This is a genomic window from Affinundibacterium nitidum (genome assembly GCF_014284155.1).
GTDB classification, from domain to species: domain Bacteria; phylum Pseudomonadota; class Gammaproteobacteria; order Burkholderiales; family Burkholderiaceae_D; genus Undibacterium; species Undibacterium nitidum.
In genome coordinates this window covers 566,357-578,468 of sequence record NZ_JACOFZ010000002.1, presented here as the reverse complement: position 1 = coordinate 578,468, position 12,112 = coordinate 566,357, and the positions used below count along the sequence as shown (strand labels likewise).

Sequence of the window (12,112 nt, the reverse complement as noted above, 5' to 3'; positions counted from 1 at the left end):
TTGATACGATGCTTAAAAAGGCTTTTAAACGGCTATCGCCAAAAGATCAACCGATTTTGCACTCTGACCAAGGATGGCAGTATCGCATGCAAGCATATCAAACATCACTAGCATCACGGGGTCTTGTGCAAAGTATGTCGCGCAAAGGTAATTGCCTAGACAACGCTGCAATGGAGAGTTTCTTTGCTGTTTTAAAGACGGAATTTTTTTATCTCAATAAATTCACGAGCGTCGAACAACTTGACCAGGGTATCAAAGAATACATTCACTACTATAATCACGAGCGAATCAAACTAAAACTAAAAGGGCTGAGTCCTGTTCAATACAGAAATCAGCCCTCTTATGCATAACTAACAAACTGTCCAACTATTTGGGGTCAGTTCACTCGGTTCGCTTTTTTTAATTCGGTCATTCGCAATTTAAGCGCTAGCCGTTTGCAGAATTTGAAAGAGTTGATCTTTCAGAGAAATGCGAATTTTCTTCAAATTTTCTAAGGCTGCATCTGCTAAATGTTCAACGCCATTTTCCGCACGATTAACTGCTTTGTCAGCGTCCTGATATTCCTCAAACAATTTAGAGAAGTGTGCATTGGTCATTTTCAACGCGTGAATTTTCTCTTTGAATTCTGGAAATTCTGCTGCTAGGGGATGATGTTCAACTTGCATGTGTTCTCCTCGTTTAAAAAGTGCTGACTTTGATCATAAGGGAAACGAGAATTGCCTCACTGATCTACATCAAGACTTCTCAAATAGGCCTCTACATTTGAATATGGAGAGGCCGATGCGAGGAGAGATTTAAGTTAACGTCGATTCGCGTGCCCATTGGTATGGTGCAACCAAGGCATCACAAATTCATCAATGCCAGATGGGGCCTCTTTGACTTGCTTGGTTTGGTGCTTTACTGCATTGCACAAAGCCTCGATCAGGCACAGTGCCGCGCCATCGGAACTCGCTGAGCTACTGCTTTGGGTTTGCCCGTATAAAGTCAAATTGGCGAGCTGGGCGATCGGTGAACTTGGCGCATCGGTCAACGCAATAATCGGCACGCGATTTTCCCGCACCTGCTTCAATAACGTGATGGTGTCTGTTGCATATTTGGGAAATGAAATCCCAATCACTAAGTCATTTTCACTGTAGTTGAAAAGCTGGCTCGCAATATGCCCAGCACCACCTGAACCTAAGTTGTAGTGCACGCTCTTGCAATAGGGAGCGAGTGAGTGCCCCATCAAACCACCGAGAAATGAGCTAGCACCATAACCAATGATAAAGATGCGTTCAGCATTGAGAATTAAGCGTACGGCGCGTTCGCAGTTCTCTGGATTCATGATCCGGCGAGTAGCTTCCAAATTGCTGATGTCCTCCTCGAGACAACGCGCAAAAATGTCGGCACATGTCACCGGACGATCTGATGCAAATTGAATCTTTTCGGCAGGAGCCATCATTGATTCAAAACCGTGAACGAGTTCAGCTCGAAATTGTGGATAACCATCGAAACCGAGTGCGCGAGCAAAGCGATTTGCTGTCGCATTCGAAATCCCTACCGCGTGGGCAAGTTCGTCGATGGACATGGTAGCGGCGCGAAAAGCATTGGCGACGACATAGTCTGCTGTCTTTTTATGTGACTTAGACAACGAGCTATAGACGTGACCTATCCTTTCGTTAATAGACCCCCCCCGGGTCGTACTATTGGTATGTCTCATTTTTTTATTGAAATGTAAGATGAGTTTAGTGCCTATGATCTATGTCATTTCGGCAGCCTGCCATGATGTTTTCTGGATATGATTTATTGGCAACATCAAACATAACACATCGATGTTTTTTCAGCAATGCAAACAAAATATCGTGACTGGTATGCGACATGCCATGTCGCACATTTCAGACGTTGCTTTGTAGTATGGTCATCCAGCTCTCTTGCCTGAAGATCGACGAAGATCGCGCGCGAATAACAAAAAATAATGGTGGTATCTAGCAATTAGAAGGATTAATCTAATTTCTGAGGCCCGAATAGAGCGTCACATTTGTGTCACATCAGATTGTTACATTCTCGGCTTTTAGTCCACTAGGAATGAAACAAATGAAATCAAATAAGCTTGTGTTGGCAGCTCTGACCGCTGCCGTAAGTTTGGCGCTCGCTGCCTGCGGTAAAAGCGATAAAGCAGCCGATCCAGTACCTGTGACCCCAGTGGCTGAAGCACCAAAAAATGTGATCTTCTTCCTTGGTGATGGCATGGGTATGACCACCATGACAGCGGCACGTATTTATGCGGTGGGCGAAGATGGAGAGTTGACAGTCGACACCTTGCCAGAGACAGCATTTGTAAAAACTTTTTCAAATGATGCGCAGGTGACGGATAGTGCTCCATCCATGTCTGCCTATATGACCGGCGTTAAAATGAATAATGAAGTGATTTCGATGTCTTCAGACACGATCGCTAAAGATCCTGGCGTAGACGCTAACGGCAATAAGTTGGTGAATAACTGCGGCACAAGTAACGGAACAGCGGCACCAACTTTGTTGGAAGCGGCTAAAGCAAAAGGCTTGTCGACAGGCGTCGTCACAACAACGCGTGTGACCCATGCGACACCAGCAGCAACGTATTCCCACATCTGCCATCGCGATTTGGAAAATGACATCGCTGCGGCAGCGGTACCAGGCGGTGCTGGCTACAACAACGCATTGGGTACAACAGGCCTCGACGTTTTGCTTGGTGGTGGTAAGCAATTCTTCATCCCATTCAAAGATGGTGGCAAGCGTTCTGACGGTCGTGACCTCGTGGCTGAAATGAAAGCGAAGAACTATGCATACGCTGGTACTCAAGCTGAATTGGCGGCAATTGATGGCACCAAGACAGATCGTTTATTCGGCTTGTTCACATCGAGCCACATGAGCTACGACCTCGACCGTGACCCAGCAAAAGAACCAAGCTTGGCTGAAATGACGACCAAAGCAATGGACGTACTCGGCAAAAATTCTAAAGGTTACTTCTTGATGGTCGAAGGCGGCCGTATCGATCACGCTTTGCATGAAACAACAGCGAAAAAAGCCTTGCACGATATGGTGGCATTCGATAACGCAATCAAAGCAGCTATCGCGAAAGCAAAAGTAACAGATCCTGAGTTGAAGAATACCTTGATCGTAGTAACTGCTGATCATGATCACACTCTCGTCTTGAACGGTTATGCAAAGCGCACAGGCAAAACATCAGCAACGAATCCAGGCGTATTGGGCGTGGTGAAAAATTATGTGACTGGTGTTCCAGACAAAGATATGGATGGTATGCCTTATTCCATCATCGGTTTCGGTAATGGTGAAAATCGCACGCAAGGCCCACGTTCTATTTTGGTTGGTTTCGACGAAACAGCTACAAGTGCAAATACTTATCACCAAGAGGCGGTAGTTCGCGTTGCTGCTGGTAGTGAAACGCACGGCGGTACAGATGTGTTCCTTGGCGCAATTGGTAAAGGTGCAGATACCTTCATGGGCACGATCGATAACACCAAAGTCTATACCTTAGTGAAAGCTGCTGTCGGTTTGTAATCCGCAGTCATTTGAACCTCTCACTTTGAACCAACTCATTACACGGAATACAAAATGAAACGACATATTATCGCCACATTGTTGGCATTGAGCTTCGCCCAATTGGCATCTGCGCAGAGTACGGCAAAAAACGTAATCTTTTTCCTTGGCGATGGCATGGGCCCATCGACTATCACTGCATCTCGTATCTATAAATACGGAGAAGATGGTAGTTTGACGATGGATAAATTGGAGCGCACAGCGCGCATCAAGACTTATTCTTACGACGCACAAACGACAGACAGTGCACCATCCATGGCAGCGTACATGACTGGTGTTAAGATGAATAATGAAGTTTTGTCGATGTCGCCCGAAACTGTAGCAACGCCACCTAGCAAAGATGCGAACGGCAATCTCGGCGTGAATAACTGTGCGGCAACTGGCAACGGGACTTCAGTACCAACGATTTTGGAGTTGGCGAAGGCAAAAGGCAAAGCAGTCGGTTCAATCACAACAACTGAATTGACACATGCAACACCTGCTGCAACTTTCTCCCATATTTGTAACCGTAATGCGCAATACCATATCGCTGCACAGGCGATTCCAGGTGGCGCTGGTTACAACACAGCCTTGGGTGATGGCGTCGATGTCTTGATGGGTGGTGGTCGTAACCACTTCACACCTTTTAACGCTACCAGCAATAAAACAGGTCGTGCAGATGGCCGTGACTTGTTAGCCGAATTGGCAGCAAAAGGTTACACCGTTGCTGCAACAAAAGCAGAGATGGCAGCAGCACCAAACAGTAAGAAATTCATCGGTTTGTTCAGCAGCAAGAGCCATCTCGAATACGAACTTGATCGCGTTGCAAATCCACCAGTAGGTGAAGGTGCGACACAACCAAGTTTGGCTGAAATGACTGTCAAAGCGATGGACTTGTTATCGCAAAATAGTAATGGATACTTCTTGATGGTCGAAGGCGGCCGTATCGACCACGCTTTGCATGGCACGAACGCTAAACGCGCTTTGGCTGACACCATTGCATTTGATGATGCGATCAAAGCAGCATTAGATAAAGCAAAATTGACAGACCCTACATTGGCCAACACCTTGATCGTGGTAACAGCGGATCATGACCATACTTTGGCATTTAATGGTTACGGCAAAAAAGGTAATCCAATTTTGGACATTAACCGCGATTACAAAACTGGCCTCGAGTCTAAAGATGCAGATGGCAATACCTACACCACTTTGGTGTTTGGTAATGGTCCAAACCGTCCAGATCGTCGCGCGAATTTGAGCAGCACGACCGTATTGGCGGACAACTATTTGCAAGAAACAGGCGTACGTTTGTCGAGTGAAACTCACGGCGGTGGCGACGTTAAGTTGTTCGCTACAGGCGTGAATGCGAAACTGTTCAAAGGCACGATCGATAACATTAAAGTATTTAGTTTATTGAAAACAGCATTTGGTTTCTAAGTGTTTATTGTCTTGATGTTGGCGGTCTAGGCTGCCACGTTGAGATCAATGCAATGTGAATTTCCGATTGACCCGATGTCAGCGATGACATCGGGCTTTTTTGTAGTGAGTAGATGATGCAAAAGTTTGTGAAGTTAATTTCTCGAGCCAGTCTCGGTTCAATCATGTTGGCGGTCAGTTTGTCTTCAGCAGCGAGCTTCGCGCAAACACAAACGCAAACGGTAGCGCCAGATCTGGATTTACAGATCAGTTATTACAGCAAAGTGTTGACGGCCGAAGGCGTCAGTCGTGAAGCCCGTTATCAAGATAAGATGTTGCGCCGTTCAGGTCATGTTTGGTTAGAGCGTATCGTTCCGCAGACGATGTTGAAGGCGAGTCACGCGACTGAGATCAAGAAGGTGTCTCATAACCATCAAAATGAGAAGCTCACCGAACATAAGCATTTCAATCCTGTTTTGATACCGCGTCATGTGCAGCTGGAAAACGGCAAGGCGCGCATTGAGTTTATCGACAAAGCAGAAAAAATGACCGTTAGCGTGCCCTCATCTGAATTCAACAATGTAAACTTTGATGGTTCTTGGGAAAATAGCTACTACCTGATTGACCCTCAGCTTCTAAAGAGCATGAAGCAGAGTGCTAAGGCTTCGAACGTTGAAGGTGCTGTCTGGTATGAACGTGAAAAGAATGGCATTTTCCAAAAGGTGTTGTGGCATACGCAGAAGCAAATCCCATTGATCGTGGAAAGCGGTGACCGTGCTGGTACTTTTTATCAAAGCGTTGAAGTCAAGATTGCAGCGAATACGCAAACACAATTGCCATGGACCAATCTCAAAGGCTACACTCACAAGGAATACGCCGACTTCCTCGATTGATCTGGACTCGCCGAATTCGCTTCTAGAATTTTGCTTGTTGAATTTTCCTTGTACAAATACCAATCTTCAGCAATACTTAACGTCAATCTGCGTAAGCTGAGTTTCGCTTAGCTTACGTATCGACTTTCTTCACAGTTTCGAGGAGTATGGCATGGGTATTTGGGATAAGTTGAAGCACGAGTTTATCGATATCATCGAATGGTTAGATGATAGTCCGAACATTATGGTGCATCGTTTTGAGCGCTATCAAAACGAGATCAAAATGGGCGCAAAGCTCACCGTGCGTGAAGGCCAAGTTGCGGTAGTCGTCAATGAAGGTCAGCTTGGTAAAGGTCAAATCGCTGACGTGTTCCAGCCGGGCATGTACGAGTTGACCACTCAAAACATGCCGATCTTGAGTACCATCAAAGGTTGGAAATATGGTTTTGATAGCCCATTCAAAGCCGAAGTCTACTTCTTCAACACCACACGTTTCACCAACTTGAAGTGGGGCACCGCAGGCCCAGCGACCATGCGCGACCCAGAGTTTGGCGTGGTGCGCGTCACGGCTTTCGGTATCTATACTTTACGCATTCAAGATGCGAAAACGGTATTGATCGAATTGGTTGGTACAAAAGCCGACTTCACCACAGACGATATCGAAGAAAACTTACGTGGCAAAATCGGTCTGCGCATTAAAGAAGTTATGCCAGAAATTGGCGTGCCTATCATTGACCTTGAAAGTAAAGTCACTTTGGTCGGGGACCGCATACGCGAACGTATCGCCGCCGACTTCACCCAATATGGTTTAGAACTGTGCGAAGTACAAGTACAAGATATCGGTTTGCCAGAAGAAGTGGAACGTGCGATTGACCAACAAGGTGCAATGCGCGTGATCGGCAATATGAATCAGTTCGCTCAATACCAAGGCGCACAAGCTCTGCGTGACGCGGCGCAAAATCAAGGCATGGCCGGCGGTATGATGGGCGTTGGCGTTGGTTCGATGCTGACGCAAGGCATGGGTAATCTGTTTCAAAATCAAGCAGCACCCGCGGCGGCACCTGGTGCAGCCGTACCACCACCGTTACCTGGGGCGGTTGCGTACTTCGTGGCGCACCAAGGTACACAAACGGGGCCGTTCGATATGGCTGGATTGCAGGCACAAGTCGCAGGCGGCACCTTGCGTCGTGACACTCTGGTGTGGCGTCAAGGTATGGCTGCTTGGGCAGCGGCAGCAGACCAAGCAGATCTCGCGTCACTGTTTGCATCGATGCCTCCACCATTGCCACCACAAGCTTAAACCCGATCGTAGTTTGATTAGCACGCAAAGACGCATCTGAATTGATTCAGCGCTGCGTCTATTTTGCATAGCCTCTTTTGTTCTAATTTGAATCAGGATAGTCGGTGAGCACCAAAACTTTTCCGTGCACCCAATGCGGTGCGAAACTCGAATATGCGCCTGGCCAATCGGCCTTAAAGTGCCCATATTGCGGCCATCAAAACGCAATTGAGGTTGATGTTCAAGCTACTGCAGCTGCGGTAGAGGAATTAGACTACGCAGCCTACTTGGCAGAAAAAGCAGGCAACGAACCGAGCATTGCTGCGCAAACGGTTAAATGTAAAGCCTGTGGCGCGCAATCGCAATTTTCCGCCAATATAGTTTCGGACCGCTGCCCATTCTGTGCGGCACCTTTAATTGCAGCAGAAGCGTATTCACAGCGCATTATTCAACCCAGAGCGATCGCTGCTTTTGACATCAAAGAAGCAGAAGCGCGGCAAAAGTTCACAGATTGGATCAGCGGCCTCTGGTTTGCCCCCAACGCCTTGAAGCAAGCACACCGAGCTGAGCGTGGCTTGAAAGGTATCTATACTCCATATTGGACTTATGACGCTGCCAGCGATACACCGTACTATGGCGAGCGAGGTGTTGATTACACCGAAACTGAAACCTATCGCGAAAATGGTGAAACAAAAACACGCAGTGTCACTCGCACTGCATGGTACCCAGCCTCAGGCCAAGTCCATGTCGATTTCGATGACGTTCTGGTTCTAGGTTCACGCACTTTACCTGCAGAATACGCAGCAAAGTTGGCACCGTGGCGATTAGAGCGACTACAAGCCTATCGTGATGACTATGTTTCAGGATTCACAGTCGAAGCCTATCAAGTTGGCTTAGAACCAGGCTTCGATGCAGCTCGTGATGAAATGGAAAACGTCATACGTGCAGAAATATGCCGCGATATTGGCGGCGATCATCAACGCATCAGCAGTATGAGCCCACGCTATAGTGATATTCATTTCAAACACGTGCTGCTGCCGATTTGGTTATCGTCTTACCGTTACGGCGATAAAGTTTATCGCTTCTTGGTCAATGGGCAGACTGGAAAAGTACAAGGTGAGCGCCCGTACTCGGTTTGGAAGATTGTAGGTGCGGTGGCGTTAGGCTTGGTTGTTATAGGCGCTTTAATTTGGGCTTCGCAGAAGCATTGATGCATTAACTTTTAGATTCGAATTAGATATGCAACACGAATCAAGTCCTTATATCACCTTGGGAATAATTGTTTGCGTGGCACTGGGGATCCTGATTGTAGATCATCTGATCGTACGACGAAGCAGGCATAAAAATCAAAGGGGTGTCTGTGCGAAGTGTCGAGATTTAATTGGGGCAAGTTCTCCAACGATAGCGGTTGGCGGAGGAGAAGGGAGTGCAGTGCGAGCGCTGGTTTGCGAAAATTGCTATCGAAAAAATGCTAGTGTTGAGAAAATTGTTTTTCTATTATTGGTAAGTTCGTTTCTTATAACAGCTTTATTTTTGTGGCTAATCGCCCCATGATAAATAACTTCGCTGGCGCTAGTGCCTTGCAAGTATCGTTTCTACGCCTGTGTGTATTTTAAGTTCAATCATATAGTCTCCAGAAAGGAAACGAATATGGCGACACGAGATATTTCAAAAATACTTTTCACTGCGGTTTATCCATTGTACGTACAAAAGGCTGAACGAAAAGGCCGGACGCAGGAAGAAGTAAATACTATCATCTGCTGGCTAACGGGTTATAGCCGTGAGCAGCTTGGTCAGCGCACTAAGGTTGAGATCAATTTTCAAGACTTCTTTAGTCAAGCACCTTCAATACATCCTAATATTTCCTTAATCACAGGCCTTGTGTGCGGCGTTCGTGTCGAAGATCTTCAAGATCCAATCACATATAGAGTTAGATGCCTCGACAAGCTCATCGATGAATTGGCCAAGGGTAAAAATCTTGAAAAAATATTGCGCCAGTAGAGCAGATAGTCTTAGCGTACCCATATCGTATCGTTGTGGAAAATAACTTCAAGGAGAATCAAGATGAAAGCAAATCCCGTTGGCTGGTTCGAAATTTATGTGCAAGACATCCCGCGTGCTAAGGCATTTTATGAAGCGGTTTTTGAAACCACATTAGTGGAACTGCCCAATCCTAATCCGTCTGAATTTGGGGATATGGAGATGTGGACTTTCCCTATGGCTATGCAAGATTACGGCGCATCTGGTGCCTTAATCAAAATGCCTGGGTGCCCCTCCGGTGGCAGCACATTGGTTTACTTCTCATGTGACGACTGCGCAGTGGAACTCGAGCGTGCGCTGAAGCACGGTGGCACTGTATTCAAGGGGAAACAGTCAATTGGCGTTAATGGATATATTGCGCTAGTCGTTGATACTGAAGGCAATATGATCGGTCTGCATTCTATGCAGTAATGGCAAAGCGTGACTACAGGCTCAACGATTATTCTCGCCAGAAAAGTCCGGTCATGATTGACGTCTTACAATGTGCGATGTTCTTAATGCCTTGCTCATCCAAATAAAATACGCGGTAGCAGCGCTCCCCGTCTTCGAAAAACGCTCCTGCAGCGAAGGGTGCCCACTCCACTTTAACATTTCTCCATCCTTTCTTTCTTGCAGCTGAAAGTATCCCGTCAATATCAATGTAGTGGAGGAAGATGCGGATAATGATGGCGACGGCAGCCAAACAAGAAAGGATGAGAAATTCCATTGTTAGAGCATAGTAAGAAAAAGAGGAAACCACATTGTAATGATTTCCTCAACTTGAAAAACGGTAATTAACTCCTCCAACTACCCGAACCTTGTTATTAGGGAGGAGTAAAAAAATTTTTTACGCGTTTAAGAGAATTTCCAATTTGTCGAATGACCCTGTCCATCCCATTGTCATGCCACGACGTTCGTTGATGAAGGCTTGTAGTTCAGCATCGGTGAAGTCACCGACTGGTTCCCAAGTGACCGTCACGCGGGTCTGGCTGTCGCCCTCAGCTGTAAACTCGACCGTCGTCTGCATAGTCTCTGGCCAGGTCGGCGCCATAGGATGACGCGAAATATTTTCATGTTCATCGCAGAACTGCTGTGTGTAGACGAGTCGATTGGACTTGGACATCTCTAGATAAGAAGCGCGTCCATACATGGTAATGTTGCTGCCATTCGTCATCTTATAAAACGAGCTGCCACCTTCATGCAAATCGGCGCGCATAAAAGACATAGTGAAACCAGTTGGCGGTAACCATTTAGAAAAATGTTCGGCCTTGGTCCACATGTCATACATCAGATCGATCGGTGCTGCGAAGCTGCGGTTAATGACGAAGCGTTCTTTGTGTTCAATCTGCGCTCCTAGGTATTCTGCGAAACGATCCCAAGTTGATTCGCCACCTGCTTGTTTAATGAACTGACGCGTTTGTGTGGCCGCCTCGGCTGTCGCCAAACTCATGGTCATTTCCATCAAGGTCTTTTTGCCGATCGCGGTGAAGTAGACGGTGACACGAAAAAGCGGTGGTGTGTCATCGGTGGCACCATGATCGTAAACCAAGGATCGGTGCTCATCGATTTCGTGGTAAGTCGCAATGTTGGGATAATCAGTGCCATCTGGTCCATGCATGGTGTAACGCCATTGACCACCCACGCGCAATTCTTTGCTATGGGTGGTCAAGGTGAAGCCGCGTGGCCCCCACCAATGTGCCGCTTGCACTGGGTCTACCCACGCATCCCAGACGATTTCAACCGGCGCATCGTAGATCCGCTCGAGATAAATTTCATTTGCTTGTGGTTTTGTTTTTGTTGCGGACATTCTTCTTACCTTTCTTTTCGGCGGTGACGGTTTGTAGATAGAGATCAAGGCGATCGAAACTTTCTTCCCAAAAAGCGCGATATTGATCGACCCAGTCTGCTGCCAGTTTGAGGTTTCCACCATTGAGCTTGCATGGACGACATTGAGCATCGCGGGTTTTGGTAATAAGACCTGCGGTCTCAAGAACCTTGAGATGTTTAGTGACAGCAGGTAGGCTCATGTCATTCAGAAATGGGCGTGCCAAATCGGATACATTCGCCTCACCTTGGGAAAGTTGCGCCAAAATTGCACGACGCGTAGGATCGGCGAGGGCGGAAAACGTTAAACTCAGTTGATCTTGCATAGTGTACCGAATGGTTAATTAACCTAATAGTTTAATAGTATTGTGGGATTTCGATGGCGTCAAGTGATATTTGATGCGTGTGATGAACACCAAGAAAAAAGCAATCTGATGTTGATACTTCTGATTTCATCTTTTCACGTCTTCGTTTATGATCAACTGGGTTTGCGATTGATTCTTTCATTCTTTCATCGCTGCAGGTTTTTGAATGTAGGCTGAACTACCTTGTCTAACACGACTCTTCGAGGAGCAAATCCATGAGCAATTCCATTCGTACCTGCCTTTGGTTCCGTGACGGCCGCGGACAAGAAGCCGCAGAGCTCTATTGTTCCTTGATTCCCAATAGCAGAGTCGAAAATGCCTACGTCGGCGACAACGGCTACGGTATTTTTTCTGTGATCGACTTTAACCTCGGTGGAGTACCTTATCAAATTCTCGACGCAGGGCCGATGTTCACTTTGAGTGAGGCCGTGTCGATTGCAGTTGCAACAGACAATCAGGCTGAAACTGACCGACTCTGGGCGGCATTTACGAGTAATGGCGGTGAGGAAACCGCATGCGGCTGGTTAAAAGATCGTTTCGGTGTGTCATGGCAAATTTATCCCAAGCGTTTGCTGGAATTGACCATGAATGCTGACAAAGATATATCGCGCAAAGCGATGGCGGCGATGATGAAGCAGAAGAAGATTGAAATTGCTGAGATTGAAGCGGCAGTTCGTGCTTAGCTGCTAGCGATAAATTCATTGGCTGAATATCATTGCTCGCTTATGATTAAAGTATAAGTTGAGTGACTTTTAGTATAAAGCAGCATCGAGCTATGAGGC

At 46.7% G+C, this 12,112-nt stretch carries 14 protein-coding genes; 9 read left to right on the top strand and 5 right to left on the bottom strand.

What is annotated here, in order from left to right; all coding sequences use genetic code 11:
• On the top strand, positions 1-350 hold a 350-nt coding region (locus H8K36_RS09965), incomplete at its 5' end, for an IS3 family transposase (protein ID WP_186920445.1).
• Positions 351-419: 69 nt separating this feature from the next.
• Here H8K36_RS09965 and H8K36_RS09960 read toward each other — a convergent pair.
• Together H8K36_RS09960 and H8K36_RS09955 are read right to left on the bottom strand one after the other, a co-directional pair.
• Positions 420-665 carry a YdcH family protein gene (locus H8K36_RS09960; RefSeq protein WP_186915814.1) on the bottom strand — a complete coding sequence of 82 codons (246 nt, stop codon included), beginning with the start codon at positions 663-665 and terminating at the stop codon, positions 420-422.
• A 134-nt stretch (positions 666-799) separates the two neighbouring features.
• Complete coding sequence (locus H8K36_RS09955) at positions 800-1,699, bottom strand: MurR/RpiR family transcriptional regulator (protein WP_186915815.1); 900 nt, start codon at positions 1,697-1,699, stop codon at positions 800-802.
• A gap of 374 nt (positions 1,700-2,073) precedes the next feature.
• Between H8K36_RS09955 and H8K36_RS09950 the strand changes: the two genes are divergently transcribed.
• The 7 genes from H8K36_RS09950 (at position 2,074) to H8K36_RS09920 (ending at position 9,573) form a co-directional block, all read left to right on the top strand.
• Positions 2,074-3,537 carry an alkaline phosphatase gene (locus tag H8K36_RS09950; protein WP_186915816.1) on the top strand — a complete coding sequence of 488 codons (1,464 nt, stop codon included), beginning with the start codon at positions 2,074-2,076 and terminating at the stop codon, positions 3,535-3,537.
• A 54-nt stretch (positions 3,538-3,591) separates the two neighbouring features.
• Complete coding sequence (locus H8K36_RS09945; RefSeq protein WP_186915817.1) at positions 3,592-4,992, top strand: alkaline phosphatase; 1,401 nt, start codon at positions 3,592-3,594, stop codon at positions 4,990-4,992.
• Between the two features lie 113 nt (positions 4,993-5,105).
• The gene (locus H8K36_RS09940; RefSeq protein ID WP_230404481.1) at positions 5,106-5,864 is read left to right on the top strand and encodes a hypothetical protein; all 759 of its coding nucleotides are present in this window, start codon (positions 5,106-5,108) and stop codon (positions 5,862-5,864) included.
• A 151-nt stretch (positions 5,865-6,015) separates the two neighbouring features.
• Positions 6,016-7,143 carry an SPFH domain-containing protein gene (locus H8K36_RS09935; protein ID WP_186915818.1) on the top strand — a complete coding sequence of 376 codons (1,128 nt, stop codon included), beginning with the start codon at positions 6,016-6,018 and terminating at the stop codon, positions 7,141-7,143.
• Positions 7,144-7,247: 104 nt separating this feature from the next.
• The gene (locus H8K36_RS09930) at positions 7,248-8,333 is read left to right on the top strand and encodes a TFIIB-type zinc ribbon-containing protein (protein WP_186915819.1); all 1,086 of its coding nucleotides are present in this window, start codon (positions 7,248-7,250) and stop codon (positions 8,331-8,333) included.
• A 439-nt stretch (positions 8,334-8,772) separates the two neighbouring features.
• Positions 8,773-9,123 (top strand): DUF2200 domain-containing protein, encoded by a 351-nt coding sequence (locus H8K36_RS09925; protein ID WP_186915820.1) that lies wholly within the window; start codon positions 8,773-8,775, stop codon positions 9,121-9,123.
• Positions 9,124-9,186: 63 nt separating this feature from the next.
• On the top strand, positions 9,187-9,573 hold the full coding sequence (locus H8K36_RS09920) for a VOC family protein (protein WP_186915821.1): 387 nt from the start codon (positions 9,187-9,189) through the stop codon (positions 9,571-9,573).
• Positions 9,574-9,601: 28 nt separating this feature from the next.
• Here H8K36_RS09920 and H8K36_RS09915 read toward each other — a convergent pair whose 3' ends face one another.
• The 3 genes from H8K36_RS09915 to H8K36_RS09905 all read right to left on the bottom strand — a co-directional run bounded on the left by H8K36_RS09915 (position 9,602) and on the right by H8K36_RS09905 (position 11,291).
• On the bottom strand, positions 9,602-9,868 hold the full coding sequence (locus tag H8K36_RS09915; protein ID WP_186915822.1) for a hypothetical protein: 267 nt from the start codon (positions 9,866-9,868) through the stop codon (positions 9,602-9,604).
• 120 nt (positions 9,869-9,988) lie between these two features.
• Positions 9,989-10,948 (bottom strand): SRPBCC family protein, encoded by a 960-nt coding sequence (locus H8K36_RS09910; RefSeq protein WP_186915823.1) that lies wholly within the window; start codon positions 10,946-10,948, stop codon positions 9,989-9,991.
• Positions 10,914-11,291 carry an ArsR/SmtB family transcription factor gene (locus H8K36_RS09905; protein ID WP_186915824.1) on the bottom strand — a complete coding sequence of 126 codons (378 nt, stop codon included), beginning with the start codon at positions 11,289-11,291 and terminating at the stop codon, positions 10,914-10,916. The genes H8K36_RS09910 and H8K36_RS09905 overlap by 35 nt, the downstream gene beginning before the upstream one ends.
• 254 nt (positions 11,292-11,545) lie before the next feature.
• Here H8K36_RS09905 and H8K36_RS09900 point away from each other — a divergent pair, with 254 nt between their 5' ends.
• Positions 11,546-12,013: a VOC family protein gene (locus tag H8K36_RS09900; RefSeq protein ID WP_186915825.1), complete on the top strand. Its 468-nt coding sequence runs from the start codon at positions 11,546-11,548 to the stop codon at positions 12,011-12,013.
• Positions 12,014-12,112 lie beyond the last annotated feature (99 nt).

What these genes read in the sequence shown, in the direction of transcription:
- H8K36_RS09900 (WP_186915825.1), top strand. Translation starts at nt 11,546, where the DNA reads ATGAGCAATTCCATTCGTACCTGCCTTTGGTTCCGTGACGGCCGCGGA.
- H8K36_RS09925 (WP_186915820.1), top strand. Translation starts at nt 8,773, where the DNA reads ATGGCGACACGAGATATTTCAAAAATACTTTTCACTGCGGTTTATCCA.
- H8K36_RS09950 (WP_186915816.1), top strand. Translation starts at nt 2,074, where the DNA reads ATGAAATCAAATAAGCTTGTGTTGGCAGCTCTGACCGCTGCCGTAAGT.
- H8K36_RS09935 (WP_186915818.1), top strand. Translation starts at nt 6,016, where the DNA reads ATGGGTATTTGGGATAAGTTGAAGCACGAGTTTATCGATATCATCGAA.
- H8K36_RS09910 (WP_186915823.1), bottom strand. Translation starts at nt 10,948, where the DNA reads ATGTCCGCAACAAAAACAAAACCACAAGCAAATGAAATTTATCTCGAG.
- H8K36_RS09905 (WP_186915824.1), bottom strand. Translation starts at nt 11,291, where the DNA reads ATGCAAGATCAACTGAGTTTAACGTTTTCCGCCCTCGCCGATCCTACG.
- H8K36_RS09940 (WP_230404481.1), top strand. Translation starts at nt 5,106, where the DNA reads ATGATGCAAAAGTTTGTGAAGTTAATTTCTCGAGCCAGTCTCGGTTCA.
- H8K36_RS09915 (WP_186915822.1), bottom strand. Translation starts at nt 9,868, where the DNA reads ATGGAATTTCTCATCCTTTCTTGTTTGGCTGCCGTCGCCATCATTATC.
- H8K36_RS09955 (WP_186915815.1), bottom strand. Translation starts at nt 1,699, where the DNA reads ATGAGACATACCAATAGTACGACCCGGGGGGGGTCTATTAACGAAAGG.
- H8K36_RS09920 (WP_186915821.1), top strand. Translation starts at nt 9,187, where the DNA reads ATGAAAGCAAATCCCGTTGGCTGGTTCGAAATTTATGTGCAAGACATC.
- H8K36_RS09960 (WP_186915814.1), bottom strand. Translation starts at nt 665, where the DNA reads ATGCAAGTTGAACATCATCCCCTAGCAGCAGAATTTCCAGAATTCAAA.
- H8K36_RS09945 (WP_186915817.1), top strand. Translation starts at nt 3,592, where the DNA reads ATGAAACGACATATTATCGCCACATTGTTGGCATTGAGCTTCGCCCAA.